This window comes from Bradyrhizobium sp. HKCCYLS1011 (genome assembly GCF_051167795.1).
Lineage (GTDB): Bacteria > Pseudomonadota > Alphaproteobacteria > Rhizobiales > Xanthobacteraceae > Bradyrhizobium.
The window spans coordinates 63,373-81,138 of record NZ_JBNPTT010000006.1 but is presented as its reverse complement, the minus strand read 5'-3'; the positions used below and the strand labels follow the sequence as shown (position 1 = coordinate 81,138).

Here is a 17,766-nt window from a genome sequence, read left to right as displayed (position 1 = left end):
GCTATCGCGCTCCGCGCAGGACGTCACGCGCGGCGCGCCCGAGCCGCTTGGCAGCGTCGACCAGGTCGGTTGCCGGAAAGCCTGAATAGCCGAGGATGAATCCGTCCGGTCCGCGCGGCACGATGCGCGCGTCCGACAACAGCCGGCTCTCGATGCCGGCGCGTTCGCGGATCAGCCGCGCCGCGTCCTTCGGCGCGTCCAGCGGCAGTGTCGCGAGCAGATGCAGGCCCTGCGCAGGGGCTGCGATGTGCAGACAGTCCTTGGCAGACCGCTGCAGCGTCTCCGCGACGGCATCGCGGGCCTGACGGTAACGCAAACGCATCCGTCGCATATGGGCCGCAATCGCGCCATCCGCCATCAGGTCGGCGAGCGCATCCTGCATGAAGCGCGGCGGAAAGCGATCATGCGAGGCGCGGGCCGCGACCACGGATGGCACGAGCCTCGGCGGCAGCACGAGATAAGCCAGCCTGAGACCTGCGAACAGCGTCTTGCTGAACGTGCCGATATAGATCACGCGCTCGCCGCCGATGCCGGCCAGCGCCGTCAACGGCGGGCCGGCAAAGCGATACTCGCTGTCGTAATCGTCCTCGAAGATGACGGCATCAGCCGCTTGCGCCCAGTTCAGCAGTGCCACGCGCCGCGCCATGCTCATCGCGACCCCGGTCGGGAACTGGTGCGACGGCGTCACGTAAGCGGCCTTGGCCGCGCGCATCGCCTTCTCACCGGCCGTCACAACAATGCCTTCGCCATCGACTGGCACGGGCACCAGCGTCATGCCGGATGCGCGCAGAGTGTTGCGCGAGGCATAGTAGCCGGGGTCTTCAAACCAGACGGGATCGCCCGGCTTCAGCAGCGCCTCCGTGCATAGCCGCAGGCCTTGCTGCGTGCCGCTGACAATCAGGATGCAGCTCGGATCGCTGCGAATGCCGCGATTGGCCGCAAGATAATGCGCGATCTGCGTGCGCAGATGAGCGCTGCCGCGCGGATCGCCATAGCCGAGCTCATCGCGCGAGGCCCGAGCAATGCGGCGCCGGCTCGCGGCAGCAAGCCGCTTCAGCAGCGGCGTGTCCACAAGGGTAAAGCCGAGCGCGAACGGACGGTGCGGCGTGGTCTGGACGGCGAGCTCGGCAACAGGAGCCGCCGGCGCGGGCGCCGGCAGTTGCGCGGCGACATAGGTCCCCGCACCATGTCGCGCTTCGACCAGACCGTCGGACAGCAACTGCTCATACGCCGTGACGATGGCGTTGCGACGGACGCCGAGTTGCTCGGCCAGGGCGCGCGTCGACGGCAGCCGCAGGCCCGGCGTCAGCAGCCCGTCGACGATCGCGGCGCGCAAGGCACCGTGCACCTGGAGCGCCTGGTTGCGGATCGCGCGATCCAGCCGGATCGGCAGGGCCAGCACGTCGTCGCGGCGGCGCCTGGAAGTGGTTGCTTGGTTTCTCATCAAATTGGAGCTCGCAGCAACCACTTTGCCATGGCAGGAAGCGTTCTCCAACCGGAGAATGACGATGTCCGAACAGGCCAGCTATCCCGTCGACGAGACCAACCGCGTTAAGCGCCGGCACGATCGCGGCCGCTACGACCATGCCACCGTGCACGCCCTGCTCGACTCCGCCGCGCTCGGCCACGTCGCCTATGTGATCGACGGTCAGCCCTATTGCACGCCGACGCTGTATTGGCGCGAAGGAACGACGCTGTATTGGCACGGCTCCAGCGCCAGCCGCATGCTGCGCAACCTGTCCGAAGGCGAGCCTGCCTGTCTCACCGTTGCCCAGCTCGATAGCCTGGTGCTGGCGCGCAGCGGCTTCCATCACTCGGCGGACTACCGCGCCGTGATGGCGTTCGGCCATGCCAGGCTGATCGAGGATCAGGCCGAAAAGGCGCATGCGCTCACCATGATGGTCGACCGCTTCTTCCCCGGTCGCACCGCGACCCTGCGCCCGACCACCGCACAGGAGCTCAAGGCAACTGCCGTCGTCACGATGGAGATCGAGAAGGCCTCGGCCAAGATCCGCAGCAGCGGCATCGTCGACGATGAGGAAGACTATGCGCTGCCGACCTATGCCGAGCGCATTCCGGTCCGCACCGTGCTCGGCGCGCCGGAACCGTGCAGCCGGCTGGTTGCGGGCACTTCGCGGCCGGCCACGCTCGCGAGCTACAGCGCCGGCCGGCTGTTGGAAGATGCGCTGACGGATGCCTATGCGATGAGCTATCCGGCAGGATAGTCCGTCCATTCGCGACAGCAGCCCGAACGCTGCATCAACAAGCACGGTGCACCCTCTCCCACAAGGGGAGAGGGTAAACCGTCTTCGCCGACGGCGCACGAGTTCGTCAGCTACACTGCAACCAGCGGCAGCTCGATTGCGGAGGCGTGCTCGCCGCCGCGCATCGTGGTGATCACGGGCGGACGGCCATGCGGCACCTGGCCGCAATGATCGTCGTCGTGGCCGGCGATCGAGACGCGGATGCGGCTGCCGCTTGCGAATTGCCACGCCACTGGCAACAGCGGCACGCGGATACGCTCGAGCTGCCCCGGAATCAGCGGCGCGGCGTCGGCGCGCGCAAAGCTGCGAAACGGCCATGTGGTGCGATACTGGTCCGGCGCTGTGCTCTCCTTGCGATGCAGGGCGCGCAGCAGGCCTTCGGTGACATAGCGCTCGGTGCCGTCGGCCTCGACCTCGCTGAGGTACACGAACAGCGCAAGATCCGGCTCGCTGGACCAAAGCCAGAGGTCGGCAAGCCCATGGCCGGCCAGCTCCATCGCCGATGGCAACGGCGCGCTGGTGTAGCTCAGCATCGACGCCGTACGACCCTGCCAATCGGCGTAGTAATGCCGGCTGTCGATGCCCGCGATCCGCTCATAGCGGGTGTTGTGACCGGTGCCGCGGCTGAAATCGACGTGATGCTGATCTTCGCCCGCTTGCGGCGCGGCCTGGGTGAGTTCGCCGTCAGAGGCGAGGTAGAATTGCCGCCGCGCCACGACCGGCGGCCATTGATGCCCGGCGCGCCATTGCTCGGCATGAAGTGCGTAGTAATGGATCGGCGCCTCGTCAATCAGCCCGGTATCATAGCCGAGCAGATAGGTATCGAAGAAGCGCAGGATCTCACCGAGAAGCGCGAAACTCGGCTCGACCGATGTCCGCCACGGCGAGATGTCGATGCGTGCGCCGTGATCCCAGGGGCCGAGCAGCAGATGCCTCGGATTGTCTCGCATGGTGAGATGCCGCACGATGGCACCGTTGGCATAGCCGGCACCATCGAACCAGCCGGACACCGACAGGATCGCCACATCAGGCCTGATGCCATCGGCCACCGAATAGGGACTGAACGAGGCCGAGCTGAAGGCGGGATCGTAAGGCAGCCCCTCCTCGCGAAATCTGAACTCGGCCATGAAGTCGGTCTGGCGGAAGTTGCCGAGATGCTGCGTGATCGCCGTGTTCAGCAGCGCGCCATCCGGGTCCTCATCGACCGGCTGCGGCCCTTCGAAATCCGGATTCGCGAAATAGGAGAACTGCCGCAGGATATCGCGCCGATCATGGTCGAGCCCGACCATCAGCTCGTCATAGACCTTGGTCAGCGATTTCAACTGAATCCCGCCTGGGAAGTAGTTGTCGGCATACGTATCCCACACCGAAAACAACGGCGCGATCGCCTTGACGGCGGGATGGCCCGTGCTGGCCAGAAAATCGGCGGCGGCGCCGAGATAGGAGATGCCCGTGGCGCCGATGGCGCCATTCGACCAGGGTTGCGCGACGATCCAGTCGGCAATCTCCCGGCTATCCTCGCGCTCCCTGGGCGAACGGAAGCTGTCGCGGGTCCCGAAGCTGGCGCCGGTGCCGCGGACGTCGACCACAACCACTGCATAGCCGCGCGGCACAAAGTAGTCACGGAACTTGCCGGTGTTGGGATTGATCTCGCCGCTGCCGCCAGGCCTCAGCTTGAAGCGGCGATAATAGGGCGTGAAGAACACGAGTGTGGGAAAGCGGCCGGCGCCGGTGCCGTCCTTCGGCTGCGGCACGTAGGCATCGACCGCGATGCGGCAGCCGTCGCGCATGGTCACGTAACAAGAGGATGGCTGGGTGATCAGATAGTCGAGCGGCCGGGCCGCGACATAGTCGGCCGGCGGCACGCGCCAGGCCGATGCCGTGTTGTCAGTCACAGTCATGCGCTCAGCTCACCCATTCTGCTTTGATCTCGGCCGCGCCTGGTGCGGACTCCGGCTGGCGCCAGGAGAAGCTGAACAGGCCTGACGGCGCGACCTGCTCCACTTCGGCGCGCATGATGTCGCGCGCGATCACCACGACGAACGGCGGCGGCGGATTGTCGGCCGAAAGCTGTCGTGGCGGCGAGAACATGGTGCCGACGCTTTCGACCAGCAGCGGCCGGGGTGCCTCGTGAACCCTCACCAGCCCCTTGATGCGGAGCAGGCGTTCGCCGAGCGCGCCGGCGACATTGTCCAGCCAAGCCGCGAGATCGGCATAGGCAAGTTCACCGACTGGACGTACGAGGCAAAGAGCGAGCCGCGGATGCGCAGATGTGGTCGGAGGCGTCAGTTCGCGCAATGGCGGCGCCGACGCGAGTGGCGCGAACGCCGTCCGCACGGCTGCGGTGCGATCGGCCGTTGCGATCACCTCGGCAACCGGATTGATGCCGGCGATCGCTTCCGTCGCACCCGCCACCGCGTCCGGTGCAAGATCGGCCTTGGTCGCGACGATGCGGTGCGACGCCGCCCATTGCGCCGCCGCCTCTTCGAAAGCGGCCACCGCGGTGCCGCGCGCGAGATCGTAGGTGCCGACCACGGCAACACGCATCCGGTGCTCGGCGAGCGTTGCGAGCTGGCGTAGCACCGGACCGGGCATCGACAGGCCCGACGTTTCCAGAATGATCCGCTGCAGTGGACCCGCGCCCGCCGGGCGCGGCGGCATGATCAGGCGATCGATCGTAAACGCCAGATCGGAGCCGATCTGGCAGCAGACGCAGCCGTTCGAAAGCATCGCCATCGGCACGTCGTCGCCGCTCTCGCGCAGGATCACGCCGTCGAGCCCGATCTCGCCAACCTCGTTGACGATCACCGCCGTATCGCTCGCCGCGTCGCTGACAAGGAAATCGCGCAGCAACGAGGTTTTGCCCGAGCCGAGAAAGCCGGTCAGGACGAAGAAGTCGATCGGCGCAGCTGTCATGGCGCGGCAGCGTCCTTGACAGCGTATTTCTCCGGCACGTCGCTTTCCCAGCTCGCCTTGACCAGCTCGCGCACGTCGGCCAGGAGCTCCTCGGTATCGTAGACGATGCCGTCCTTGATGGTGTATTTCAGGCCGCGATGCCATTCGACGGCATTGGTCGTGTCGTTGAAGCGCATCGCGCCGGTGCCGTAGAGCAGCTTGAAATCGGTCAGCGGGTTATGATCGTGCACCAGCATATCGGCACGCATGCCGATGTCGATGGTACCGATCTCATTCTCGAGTCCGCACAGCGCCGCGCCTTGCGAGGTCGCCGAGCGCAGCACCTCGAGCGGATGGAAACCGGCCTCCTGCAACAGCTCCAGCTCGCGCACATAGCCGAAGCCGAAGATCTGGTAGATGAAACCGGAATCCGAGCCAGTGCAGACGCGACCGCCGCGATTCTTGTACTCGTTGATGAAGGCCATCCAGAGCCGGTAGTTCTCCTTCCACTCGATCTCGTTCTGGGTCGACCAGCGATACCAATAGGAGCCGTGGCCACCACGCTGCGGGGTGAAGTAGTCCCACATCGATTTCCAGGTATAGTCCTTGTGCCAATAGGCCTGACGCGCCCGCATCAGATCGCGGTTGGCATCGTAGATCGAGAAGGTCGGGACGAAGGTGAAGCCGATTTCGAGGAACTGCTCCAGCACCTCATTCCATTTCGCCGAGCCCGGCTCGGCGCCCTGCCGGAACATCTGACCTGACACCGAGAAGCGGAAATATTCGTCGGTGTAGTTGTAGTCGAGCGGGAAGTTCTGGATCACGCGATCCTCGAACAGCGCCTCCGGCAGGCCGTAATAGTGCTCGGCGCTGGTCAGCCCCCAGCGCGCGGTGGTCAGCGCGTTCATGCGCGACACCGCCATCTGCGCGTGATGGCAGCCGGCGCGCAGGCCGAGCTTCTTGCACTCGTCGAGCGCAGCCTCCATGATCGCCGGCGGCGCGCCGAAGAACTTGATGCCGTCGACGCCGCGCTCCTTCACAGCGCGCAGCCAGCTACGGCCCTGCTCGGGCGTGTAGATGGTCTTGACCATGTCGTTCACGGCCGGAAAATACGCGTAGGACAAGAGCCGGGGCGCCGCGATGCTGTTGTCCTCGGAGCGCTTCTTCTGGTCGATCATCCAGGACAGGCCGTTCATCGAGCCCATCTCGCGCACCGTGGTGACGCCGTGGGCGAGCCAGAGCTTGTAGACATAGTCGACCGGCGGCACCCAGCCGTTCGCCGAGTGATAGGCAACGCCGGCGTGGGCATGACAGTCGACGAAGCCCGGGGTCACCCATTTGCCGCGACAGTCGATCTCGTGATCGGCTGGCTCGCCCGGCTTGCCGCCGTAGCCGTAACCGACGACCTTCTTGATGCTGACGATGCGACCGTTCTCGACGATGATGTCGACCGGACCGATCGGCGGCGCGCCAGTGCCGTCGATGACCGTGGCGCTGCGCAGGGCCAGCCGCTTGAACGGTCCAGTGCCGCGATCGCGCGAGGTCGCCGCCGGCACGATCGCCTGCGTGCCCTTGTTTCTGATATGCGCGAGCTCGTCGCCCGGAAGGATGTCGGCCTGTTCAGTCATGCTCTTGTTTCCTTGTCTTCCAATCAGCAAGCCTCGTCGGCGGTCTACTCCCTCTCCCCGTTCTTACGGGGAGAGGGTTGGGGTGAGGGGCAGACGCACGAGAAGTGCGAGTGGTCGGACCTGTACCCCCTCACCCGGATGTCATCTTCGATGCCGTCCGACCTCTCCCCGCAAGCGGGGTGAGGTTGCAGCGATTGCGCCGTGATATCGTGACTCTATTCACTTACGCCGTCCTGTACCGCCGCGCGAAAGCCACGCTGCCGAACACCGTGAAGGCCATCGTCACCGCCAGCAGCATGAAGGCGAGCGTGGCGCCCATGGGCCAGTTGTTGCCGCGCACGAACTGGTCGTACACCGCCGGCGCCATCATCTTGAATTTGGGGCCGCCGAGAAGCACCGCCGTTGCATAGGTGTTCATGCACAGCACGAACACCAGGATCGAGCCCGCCGCGACGCCGGGCGCCGACAAGGGCAGGATCACCCGCCAGAACACGCGCAAGCCCGAGGCGCCGAGATTGGCAGCGGCATCTTCGAGATCGCGCGGAATGCTCTCGATCACGGAGGCGATGGTCAAGATCATGTAGGGCAGCACCACGGCGATGATGCCGATGATCACTGCCTTCGGCGTGTACATGATCTCCAGCGGCTCCGAAATGATACCGAGCTTCAGCAGCGTCACGTTGATCAGGCCGCCGCGCGAGAACAGCGCCATCCATCCCGCCGAGCGCACCACGTTACCGACCAGCAGCGGAAACAGGGTCGAGATCACGGCCAGGCTCTTCCAGCGGCTCTCGATGCGGCCGAGCCAATAGGCCGCCGGAAAGGCGAGCACGAGCGTCAGCAGCGTGCAGAACAGCGCGATGCCGAGCGTCGAGACGATGATCTGCTGATAGTACGGGTCGGTCGCCGCCTTGATATAATTGTCGGGCGTGAAGGCCTGCACCATCAGCTGGGTCGGGCTGAACTGGTTGAGCGAGATCCGGAACATCAGGATCATCGGCCCAACCAGCAGCGCGAGCACCAGCAGGCAGGCGGGGACGACCAGCAGCGCCATCACGGCCTCATTAGCCCTTGAAGTCCTTGTTCCAGAAATCCATCGTCCGCTGCGAGCGGCCGGCGGCATAGGCATAGTCCGGCTTCACCAGCCGGGCACGCTCGGTCTCATTGAGGCTGACCTGCGCGGCCAGGTCCTCCGGCAGCACCGCATCCGACACCGTCGGCACGTATCCCATCTTGTCGGCGAAGGCGACCTGGGCCTTCGCATCCAGCATCGCATCGAGATAGGCGAACGCGCCCGGCTTGTTCCTGGCGTTCTTAGGCACCGAGCCCTGGAACACGATTGCCGGCGCGCCCTCCTTCGGCACCACATGGGCGAGCGGAATGCCGGCCTTCTTCCACATGAAGCCGCGGGCCAGCCACATCGTAGTCAGCCACACCTCTTCCGACTTCAGCGCTGCCGCGAGCGCCTCGTTCGACGGATAGATCTTCACGTCGAGCGAGCGCCATTCCATCAGCTTCTTTTCGGCTGGGTCGAGATTGGACGGGCCGCCGCCGCCAGCCAGCGCCGCGGCCAGCGTGTTGTTGGGATAGAGAATGTCGGCGAGGCCGACGCGGCCGCGCCATTTCGGGTCCCAGAGATCGGCGAAGGATTGCGGCGGCGTCTTCACCTGGTTGGTATTGTACAGGATCACTTGCGCTGAATAGATGTGCGGAATGGCGATGTCGCTCTTGAGCTCCGGAAACACCTTGTCGAGCCGCGTCATCTGCTTGGGATCGATCGGATCGAAGGTGCCGGACTGCGCCACGATGTACATGTCGCTGTCAGACAGCAGCGCCACATCCATGGAGCCGCGCCGGCTCTGCCGCTCGGCGAGCAGCTTGGTCTTGCGCGGATCGTTGTTGGCGATGTCCTGCACGATCTCGTAGCCCTTCGGGATCAGGATCGGCTTGTCGATGATGTCGCTGAGCAACTGCCCATAGTCGCCACCCCAGGTGCCGACCACGATCTGGCCGGTTTCCGCGCGCGCAGGGAGAGCGGAGGCCAGCGCCGCAGCGCCGGCGGTGGCAGAGAGAAAATGGCGTCGCGAAATCATGATGACCTCTCACTCATGCTGATGTTTGCGGGACAAGGCGCGGAGCCTTGCGGTCCCATTGCAGTGACACGGTGTCCTCGGGCCTCAGCGCCGCCAGCGGCTCGCCGGCGCTGGGCGTCTGGCGGATCACTACCAGGGTCTCTGCGCCGACCGCGACCACGTATTCGGTCTGTGGACCCATATAGGTGACGGCCTTGAGCCGCCCCTGCACACCATCAGTGCCGCCGGCCTGCAGCGTGATCCGCTCCGGCCGCAGCGCAAAGGCATCGGCATCCTTGCATTCATCGGCGACGCTGTCGACGGGTAACGCAAGCCCGCTTTCAGTGCGAAATTGAGCTTCGCTCTCGCGGCGGCCCGAGAGGATGTTGCAGCGCCCGACGAAGTCGGCGACGAAGGCGTCCTTCGGCGTATCGTAAAGCTGCTGCGGCGTTCCGATCTGGCGCACGCGACCGCGCTCCATGACGACCAGGCGGTCAGCCATGGTCAGCGCTTCCTCGCGGTCATGCGTGACCATCAGGGTAGTCAGACCCAGGCGCTGCTGCAGCGCGCGGATCTCCAGCCGCACCTCGCTGCGCAATTTGGCATCGAGATTGGACAAGGGCTCGTCGAGCAGGAAGATGCGCGGATTGATCACCAGCGCCCGCGCCAGCGCCACGCGCTGCTGCTGGCCGCCGGAGAGCTGGCGCGGCAAGCGGTCGGCGAGATGCGACAGGCGGACGAGCTTGAGCGCCTCGTCGATCCTCGCCTTGCGTTCCGCCGCATTCAGTCCGCGCATCTCCAGGCCAAAGCCGACATTGTCGGCCGCGGTCATATGCGGAAACAGCGCGTAGGACTGGAACACCATGCCGGTCGCGCGCTTGTAGGCCGGCTGCCGGGTGACATCCTCGGCATCGAACAAGACGCGCCCACTGGTCGGCGGCAGGAAGCCCGCGACCATGCGCAAGGTAGTGGTCTTGCCGCAGCCGGAGGGGCCAAGCAGCGCGACCAGCTCACCTTGCTGGATGGTGAGATCCAGCTCATCGACCGCAACGGATGTGCCGAAGCGCTTGCTGAGTCTTTCAAGCGACAACCGAGACATCAAACGACCCGGGACAGTTTGACGAAGCGGTCTGTCACCACCATCAGCAGCCCAACCAATGTGATCTGGACGGTTGCTACGGCGGCAAGCGTCGGGTCGATCCGGAATTCGAGATAGTTCAGCATCGCGACAGGGAGTGTGATCCGACCGGGGCCGACGAGCAGCATCGAGAGGTCGAGATTCTCGAAACTCTGGATGAAGGAGAACATCGCGGCCGCCACGACGCCTGGCCGCATCATCGGCAGCGTGATGCGGCGAAACACCGTGAAGGGGTTGGCGCCGAGGTTTGCCGCCGCTTCTTCCGCTCTGCGGTCGAGACCTTGCAGGCTCGCGACTACCAGGCGCACCGTCCAGGGAATTGCGAGCAGCGTGTGCGCCGCCACCAGCCCTTCGGTGGTCGCCTTGATATCGCGGTCAAAGAAATCCTCGGCCAGCACATAGAGCATATAGAGGCCGGAGCCGGCGACCACGCCGGGGACGGCGAGCGGCGCGAGCAGGAAGGAACTCAAGGCCTGGCGTCCCGGAAATTCACCGCGCACGATCGCGAGCGCCGCTGCCGTGCCGATCGGGACCCCGATCGCGGCGGCGAGCAAGGCGACCTGAAAGCTCGTGAGCAGGCCGCGCAGGAATTCGGGCTTGGCCCATGCGTTGGCGTACCATGCCAGGGAAAGCGCCGGCGGCGGGAAACTGATCAGCTCCTGCGCGAAGAAGCTCGTGACCACGATCATCACCACGGGCGCGAAGATGATGAGATAGGCGAGTGCAATCAGTGTCCGCATCAGGACGCGGCCAACCGACGGCTGTTCCGTTAAACGGAACATCATTATGGACACCTTACCAACGAGATAGCCCCAGATGCTCGAGCTTGAGCGGCGGCATCGTAGTCGGCCGCCACGCGCGCGCCAAGCCCACTGCTCGAACTATCGCGGTGCACATTTGCATCACAGCATGGCGCGCGCGACAACGATCAGTACGCGCATCGTTGCGCGGCTTCACCGCAAGCACGAACCTCCATCCGATCTCCGCTCGGTATCGCGGACAGTTTTTGGGCACGCCCTGCTCAATTCTTGCGCCGGCACTTTGCAACATTTTGTGCGCCCGTGGACAAGTCTTCCGCGTGCACGCACCCGTAAGCTTCCTTCGAGCCTGGGCCGCGGCGACGCACCACAGTGTCGCCGGACCACGCGACCACGACCGTTTCGAAGGAGCTGGCAAATGCAGAAATGGCTTTTCACCAAGGCGCGCCGCGCGGGGCTGGCCGCGCTCGGCGCCGTGATCGCGGCGGGACTGTTGACGCCGATCGAGGCGCAAGCCGCGACGCCTGCGGGCTGCGCGGCGCTGCAAGAGAAATATCCGGACTGGAAGGGCAAAACGCTCACGAATGCGATCAACCCGCATACGCCGGGTTATGAGGCGATCGATCCCAAGGACCCGAGCAAATATGTCGGCTTCGACATCGATCTCGGCGAGGCGATCGGCGACTGCCTCGGTTTCGCGCTGACCTACAAGCCGGTGGTGTTCGCGGCATTGCTGACCACGCTCGCAAGCGGCCAGGCCGACATCGTGATCTCCGATATCTATGCCACCAAGGAGCGCGCCAAGGCCGCCGATTTTATCACCTATTCCAAGGTGTTCGATGGCGTGCTGGTGGCCAAGGGCAATCCGAAGGGTATCCACGGCATCGACCTCACGCTGTGCGGCGCAGCTGCGGCCGAAAATACCGGCTTCGTCGAGGTGCCGCTGGTGCAGGACATGGGGCCGAAATGCAAGGAAGCCGGCAAGCCGGAGCCGACCTTGCAGCTCTATGACAACAACGCCAACTGCATCCAGGCGATCCTGGCGGGGCGTGCCGACACCTACATCAACGACGTCAACACGGTGGACCAGGCCGTCAAGGCCTATCCCGACAAGCTCGAGAAGGCGATCGCGGTGACCATCCCCTATTCGGTCGGCATCGCCGTGCCGAAGGACAAGCCGAAATTCCGCGACGCGGTGCTGGCGGCGCTGATCGAGGTGCAGAAGGCCGGCATTCACCAGGAGCTCTTGAAGAAGTGGGAGCTCGATCCGGCCAACTTCAAGGAGCCGGACATCCTGACCGCGGATTGAGAAAGTGAGCTTCGATCGATGGAAGCGGCGTTGATTGACCGCGAACCGCTCCACGAATGCAGTGCGCCCCCTCTCCCCGTTCTTACGGGGAGAGGGTTGGGGTGAGAGGCAGACGCCCGATCGGTGCAAGTCGTTAGACCTGTACCCCCTCACCCGCCCGCACTTCGTGCGGTCGACCTCTCCCCGCAAGCGGGGAGAGGTGAACTTCCGTCGCCGTAACTGGCGAGCCCTATCTCACCGCGCGAACTGATCGATGTCCCTGTTCCTGCACTATCTCAGCATGCCGTACCTGCTGCAGGGCATCGAGCTGACCCTGCAGGTCACGGCGCTCGGGTTGATCGGCGGCCTGGTCCTCGGCCTGATTCTCGCGGGCATGCAGCTCAGCCGCTTCTGGCTGCTCTCGGCTCTGGCGCGCGGCTACACCGTGATCTTCCGCGGCACCCCGCTGATCCTGCAGATGGTGTTCGCCTACGACGCGCTGCCGCATATCGGCATCAAGCTGCCGGCGGTGCTCGCCGCAGGCCTCGCGCTCGCCTGCAACGAAGCGCCCTTCATCGCGGAGATGCTGCGCGCCGGCGTGCTCGGCGTCGATCGCGGCCAGCTGCTTGCCGGGCAAGCGCTCGGCATGACACCTGGCGTGTTGATGCGGCGGATCATTGCGCCGCAAGCGATCCGCACCATGATCCCGGCCTTCGGCAACGAAGCGGTCAGCGCACTGAAAAACTCCTCGCTCGCCTCCGTGATCGCAGTGCAGGAGCTGACACTACGCTCGACCCAGCTCGCCTCCTCCACCTTCGACTTCTTCTCGATCTTCTTCGCCTCCGGCCTGATCTATCTGGTGCTGACCGGCGCGGTCAGCGCGATCCAGCTCGCGCTGGAATGGCTGCTCGATCTCGACCGCGCCAGCCGCAAGCGCCAGCTGGCGGATTATCTGCCTTGGTGCCGCGTCGATCTCGCGACCAAGCTGAAGCTCGCCGAGCAGACCGCCGCTAGGACCGCGGGGCCTCAGCCGGCCGAGCTGAAGGAGACGCCGCCGCTTGCGCTGACCAGCGAGGATCGCGCCAGGCGCGCCGCCACCATCGCCCGCAACAACATCGCGGTCGAGGTGAAGGATCTGCGCAAGAGCTATCACGGCCATCCCGTCCTCGATGGCCTCGATCTCACGGTGCGCATCGGCGAGGTGGTCGCGCTGCTGGGTCCGAGCGGCTCGGGCAAGAGCACCCTGCTCCGCTGTATCAATCATCTGGAGCATTGGGAGGCCGGCGAGATCCGCGTCGGCGGCCGCCGGCTCGGCTTCGGCGACGACGGCAGGAAGCTGTCGCCGCGCGCCATTGCCAATGAGCGTGCCAATGTCGGCGTCGGCATGGTGTTCCAGCAGTTCAACCTGTTTGCTCATCTCACCGCGAAGGAAAACGTCGCCGGTCCCCTGCGCTGGGTTCATGGCCTCGGCCGCTTCGAGGCCGAGCGCCGCGCCGGCGAATTGCTGGAACGTGTCGGGCTCAGCCATCGCGCCGATGCGCTGCCGCGCCATCTCTCAGGCGGCCAGCAGCAGCGCGTGGCGATCGCGCGCGCGCTTGCGCCGAACCCGAGCGTCCTGCTGCTGGACGAGCCGACCTCGGCGCTCGACCCCGAACTGGTCAACGAAGTGCTGGAGGTGATTCGGCGGCTCGCGATCGACGACGGGCTCACCATGATCATCTCGACGCATCAGATCCGCTTTGCCGACGAGGTCGCCGACCGCGTCGCCTTCCTCAACGGCGGCGTGATCCTGGAGCAAGGCCCGGCACACCAGGTGCTGTCCCATCCGCGCCATCCACTGACTGCGCGCTTTCTGTCGGTGATGGATGCCGAACGGCAGAAGGACGCCGTGGCATGAACTCATCCTTCACATCAACATCAATGATCTCGCGTCCCAGCTGCAAAGAGGCCCTTGCATGAGACATCACCTGTTGCCGGTGTCACCGAAAACCGTTCACTGGGGCTATTTCAGCAAAGTGGTCGCCCCGGCGCTGACCTTGCGCTCCGGCGATCGCGCCACCATCGAGACGCTCACCCATCACGCCAATGACGACTATGAGCGCATGATCAAGGACGATCCCGGCGCCGAGAGCGTGTTCGCCTGGACCCGCGAGCACAAGGCGGTGGCGCGCCGCGGCGCGGGTCCGACCCAAGGCCCGTTCGTCCGCGGCTCCGGCGAAGGTCTCGGCGTGCATCTGCTTACCGGTCCTGTCGCGATCGAAGGCGCCGAGCCCGGCGACGTGCTGGAGGTCCGCATCCTGGACATCAGGCCGCGACCGAGCCAGTGCGGCTGCCATGCCGGCAAATGCTTCGGCTCCAATGTCGCCGCCAATTGGGGCTTCCACTATCACGACCTGATCGAGGAGCCGAAGCCGCGCGAGGTCATCACCATCTTCGAGCTCGACACAGCGGGCGAGCCTTATGCCAAGGCGGTCTACAATTACGTCTGGACGCCGCAGACCGACCCCGACGGCATCGTGCACGCGACCATCGACTATCCCGGCGTGCGCGTCGATCACGCCACCATCACCAAGCGCGAGAACATCCTGCCCGACATCAGGGTGCCGGCGCGGCTGCATTTCGGCACCATGGGGCTGGCGCCATCGGAAGCCGATTTCGTCTCCTCGATTCCGCCAGGCTATAGCGGCGGCAACATCGACGACTGGCGGATCGGCAAGGGCGCGCGGATGTATTATCCGGTCGCCGTGCCCGGCGCCTATTTCTCCGTGGGCGATCCGCATGCGGCGCAGGGCGACAGCGAGCTCGGCGGCACCGCGATCGAGACGTCACTGACCGGCGACTTCGAGTTCATCCTCCACAAGAACAACGATCTCGGCGGCACGCCTCTCGAAGGCCTCACCCATCCCCTGCTGGAAACTGCTCAGGCGTGGTCGGTGTACGGTTTTACCTATCCCAACTACCTCGCCGAGCTCGGCGCCAGTGCGCAAACCGAGATCGCCAACCATTCGAGCCTTGATCGCGCCATGCGCGATGCGTTCCGCAAGCTCCGGCGCTTCCTGATGACGGTCCATCGTTTGAGCGAGGACGAGGCGATCTCACTGATGTCGGTCGGTGCCGATTTTGGCGTCACCCAGGTGGTCGACGCCAATTGGGGCGTGCACGGCACCATCCGCAAGAGCGTGTTCCGATGTGAGTAGTGCACCGGGCTGAAGGCTCTTTTGGACCAGCGGCGGGGGATATGAGCGTCATCATGACGCCGCCGTGGCGGCGAACAGTCGAACTCGTCTGGCACGGGGGTTGCTTCGCATTCCGCAACCCGGGTCGTGTCATGAGTTTTCGCCCCTTCACCAGCGAATCCTATGCGCAGGACGAGCGCCCTGAAGCGTGGCGCGATGTCCTGAACGCGGCCGGGCTGCAGCCGGCGGCCAAGTCATCTTTCTATGACGGGCATGCGACCGCCTCGCACCGCAACGCGCCGGGCCTCGCGCTGTCACGGCTGGCGGCAGGTGCGCAAGTCGTGGCGCCGCTGCCTCACAACCATGAGGATCTGCCGATCGCGCTGCTCGTGACTGAGGATGGCGCCGTGCTGAAGAGCACCGAGGGCCATCGCATCGTGCCGGCCGGGCATTTGCTGCTGCTGCCCCGCGGCGGGGATTGCAGCATCGGCTTCCAGCGTGACCTGCGCGCGATCGCATTGTCGGTGACATCGGATGCGCTGCACGGCCGCATGATCGGCAAGCTCGAGTTCACCAAGCCTCATGTCATCCCACCGAACGGTCTCGCCGAAATCTTCTGCGGCACGCTGGCGGCCACCGCGCGATCGCTTGAAAGCCTGACCGATGCCGAATGGAGCACGGTCGCGCAAAGCCTTGTCGACCTGTTGCTCACGCTGGCGCACCAGCAGGCGGCGTCCGTCAAGGATGCCTGCAACAGCGCGACCCAGGCCGCCACCCTGCACCGCATCTGTCAGACCATCGAACGCCGGCTCGACGACGCCGAGCTGACACCCGCGCGGATCGCGCAGGCGGAAGGCATTTCCGAGCGCTACCTGCAGAAACTGTTCGAAGGTGCCGGCGACAATTTCAGTCATTATGTGCGCGAGCGCCGGCTGCAGCGTGCACTCGCCGATCTGTCCAACCCGACCGAAGCGCACCACTCGATCTCGGAGATCGCCTACCGCTGCGGCTTTGCCGATTCCGCGCATTTCAGCCGCAGCTTCCGCCAGCGTTTCGGCCTGTCGCCGCGCGAGTTCCGGCAGCAGCAGGCCGGGCGGACCAGCGCGGCCGCCGCACCGCGCGGCCAGCGCGGCTGGCCGCATCAGGCCCTGGCGCAATTGCGCGCGCATCAGGTCGCGCCCGCGAAAGGCCAGACCATGCTGCCGGCGCAGGCCAACGATCTGGCCGCGGCGCAGCAGCGGCACCATCTCGCCGTGTCAGCCGACCGCGTGCATTGGGGCTATTTCAGCCGTTCGCTGCCTCCGCAGTGCGAGATCGCATCCGGCGACACCATCACGATCGAAACCTTGACGCAGCACGCCTCCGACGATCCCGCGCGCATGATCTCAGGCGATGCCGGCGCGGAGAGCGTGTTCGGCTGGACCAGCACCAAAAAGAACGTCGACCGGCGCGGCGCCGGCCCGATGGATGCCAGCGTGTTCGGGCGCGGGGCCGGCGAAGGTTTTGGCGTGCATATCTGCACCGGCCCGGTCGCGGTCAAGGATGCGCAGCCGGGCGACGTACTGGAGGTGCGCATCCTCGACATCGTGCCGCGGCCGAGCCGCAGCGCCGACTATGCCGGCCGCGTGTTCGGCTCCAGCGTCGCCGCGTGGTGGGGCTATCACTACAGTGAGCTGCTGGCCGGCCCCAATCCGCGCGAGGCCGTGACGATCTACGAGATCTTCGCCGACGAGGCCGAGCCCCATGCCCGCGCGCTCTATTCCTACCGCTGGGAACCGCAGACCGATCCGTTCGGCGTGGTGCACGCGACCTACGACTACCCCGGCGTCCCCGTTGCGCCCGGCAGCGTCAAGCGCCGCCACGGCGTGCTCGATCACGTCCGGGTTCCGCTGCGGCCGCATTTCGGGGTGATCGCGGTGGCGCCGCGCGAACTCGATTTCGTCGACTCGATCCCGCCCTCTTATTTCGGCGGCAATCTCGACAATTGGCGGCTCGGCAAGGGATCGACGGTCTATCTGCCGGTCGCGGTGCCCGGCGCGCTGCTCTCGGTCGGCGATCCCCATGCGACCCAAGGCGACGGCGAACTCTCCGGCACCGCGATCGAATGCTCGATGACGGGCACGTTCCAGGTGATCCTGCACAAGAAGGGGCAGCTCGCTGGCAAGCCGTTTGCCGACCTCACCTATCCGCTGATCGAGACGGCGACCGACTGGGTGCTGACCGGCTTCAGCCACCCGAACTATCTCGCCGAGTTCGGCGCGCAGGGCCAGAGCGAGGTCTATGCCACGTCCTCGCTCGACCTCGCGATGAAGGATGCCTTCCGCAAAATGCGCCGGTTCCTGATGCACGTCAAAGGGCTCAGCGAGGACGAGGCGGTCGCGCTGATGTCGGCCGCGGTCGATTTCGGCGTCACGCAAGTGGTCGACGGCAATTGGGGCGTGCACGCGATCCTGAGCAAACGGCTGTTCGAGGATGTCAGCTGATTTCAGGCTGGTCGTAGGGTGGGCAAAGCGAAGCGTGCCCACCGCTGATCAGTGCCCCGCAGCA

13 protein-coding genes are annotated in these 17,766 nt (G+C 65.4%); 5 read left to right on the top strand and 8 right to left on the bottom strand.

Translation table 11 applies throughout. From position 1 onward, the window contains the following. Position 1 precedes the first annotated feature (1 nt). A complete protein-coding gene (locus ACQR1W_RS20925) occupies positions 2-1,444 on the bottom strand; it encodes a PLP-dependent aminotransferase family protein (protein ID WP_434852568.1) in 1,443 nt (480 codons plus the stop codon). Positions 1,445-1,502: 58 nt separating this feature from the next. Here ACQR1W_RS20925 and ACQR1W_RS20920 point away from each other — a divergent pair, with 58 nt between their 5' ends. After that, entirely contained in the window at positions 1,503-2,225 is a 723-nt protein-coding gene (locus tag ACQR1W_RS20920; RefSeq protein ID WP_434852567.1) for a pyridoxamine 5'-phosphate oxidase family protein, read from the top strand. Between the two features lie 110 nt (positions 2,226-2,335). Here the strand turns inward: ACQR1W_RS20920 and ACQR1W_RS20915 are convergent, their stop codons facing one another. The 7 genes from ACQR1W_RS20915 to ACQR1W_RS20885 form a co-directional block, all read right to left on the bottom strand. Further along, a complete protein-coding gene (locus tag ACQR1W_RS20915) occupies positions 2,336-4,165 on the bottom strand; it encodes a CocE/NonD family hydrolase (RefSeq protein ID WP_434852566.1) in 1,830 nt (609 codons plus the stop codon). Between the two features lie 4 nt (positions 4,166-4,169). Then, positions 4,170-5,180: a CobW family GTP-binding protein gene (locus tag ACQR1W_RS20910; RefSeq protein ID WP_434852565.1), complete on the bottom strand. Its 1,011-nt coding sequence runs from the start codon at positions 5,178-5,180 to the stop codon at positions 4,170-4,172. Beyond that, a complete protein-coding gene (locus ACQR1W_RS20905; protein ID WP_434852564.1) occupies positions 5,177-6,787 on the bottom strand; it encodes an amidohydrolase family protein in 1,611 nt (536 codons plus the stop codon). The genes ACQR1W_RS20910 and ACQR1W_RS20905 overlap by 4 nt, the downstream gene beginning before the upstream one ends. A gap of 223 nt (positions 6,788-7,010) precedes the next feature. Further along, positions 7,011-7,841 carry an ABC transporter permease gene (locus tag ACQR1W_RS20900; RefSeq protein ID WP_434852563.1) on the bottom strand — a complete coding sequence of 277 codons (831 nt, stop codon included), beginning with the start codon at positions 7,839-7,841 and terminating at the stop codon, positions 7,011-7,013. A gap of 10 nt (positions 7,842-7,851) precedes the next feature. Further along, positions 7,852-8,880 carry an extracellular solute-binding protein gene (locus ACQR1W_RS20895; protein ID WP_008967268.1) on the bottom strand — a complete coding sequence of 343 codons (1,029 nt, stop codon included), beginning with the start codon at positions 8,878-8,880 and terminating at the stop codon, positions 7,852-7,854. Positions 8,881-8,893: 13 nt separating this feature from the next. After that, entirely contained in the window at positions 8,894-9,958 is a 1,065-nt protein-coding gene (locus tag ACQR1W_RS20890) for an ABC transporter ATP-binding protein (RefSeq protein WP_434852562.1), read from the bottom strand. After that, complete coding sequence (locus ACQR1W_RS20885) at positions 9,958-10,782, bottom strand: ABC transporter permease (RefSeq protein ID WP_434852561.1); 825 nt, start codon at positions 10,780-10,782, stop codon at positions 9,958-9,960. Before ACQR1W_RS20885 ends, ACQR1W_RS20890 begins: the two co-directional genes overlap by 1 nt. A 391-nt stretch (positions 10,783-11,173) precedes the next feature. Here ACQR1W_RS20885 and ACQR1W_RS20880 point away from each other — a divergent pair, with 391 nt between their 5' ends. The 4 genes from ACQR1W_RS20880 to ACQR1W_RS20865 all read left to right on the top strand — a co-directional run bounded on the left by ACQR1W_RS20880 (position 11,174) and on the right by ACQR1W_RS20865 (position 17,702). Beyond that, entirely contained in the window at positions 11,174-12,064 is an 891-nt protein-coding gene (locus ACQR1W_RS20880; protein ID WP_434852560.1) for an ABC transporter substrate-binding protein, read from the top strand. A gap of 253 nt (positions 12,065-12,317) precedes the next feature. Further along, positions 12,318-13,940 carry an amino acid ABC transporter permease/ATP-binding protein gene (locus ACQR1W_RS20875; RefSeq protein WP_434852559.1) on the top strand — a complete coding sequence of 541 codons (1,623 nt, stop codon included), beginning with the start codon at positions 12,318-12,320 and terminating at the stop codon, positions 13,938-13,940. A gap of 58 nt (positions 13,941-13,998) precedes the next feature. Continuing rightward, entirely contained in the window at positions 13,999-15,240 is a 1,242-nt protein-coding gene (locus ACQR1W_RS20870; protein ID WP_434852558.1) for an acetamidase/formamidase family protein, read from the top strand. A 131-nt stretch (positions 15,241-15,371) separates the two neighbouring features. Further along, positions 15,372-17,702 (top strand): acetamidase/formamidase family protein, encoded by a 2,331-nt coding sequence (locus tag ACQR1W_RS20865; RefSeq protein WP_434852557.1) that lies wholly within the window; start codon positions 15,372-15,374, stop codon positions 17,700-17,702. The last annotated feature ends 64 nt before the right edge of the window (positions 17,703-17,766 follow it).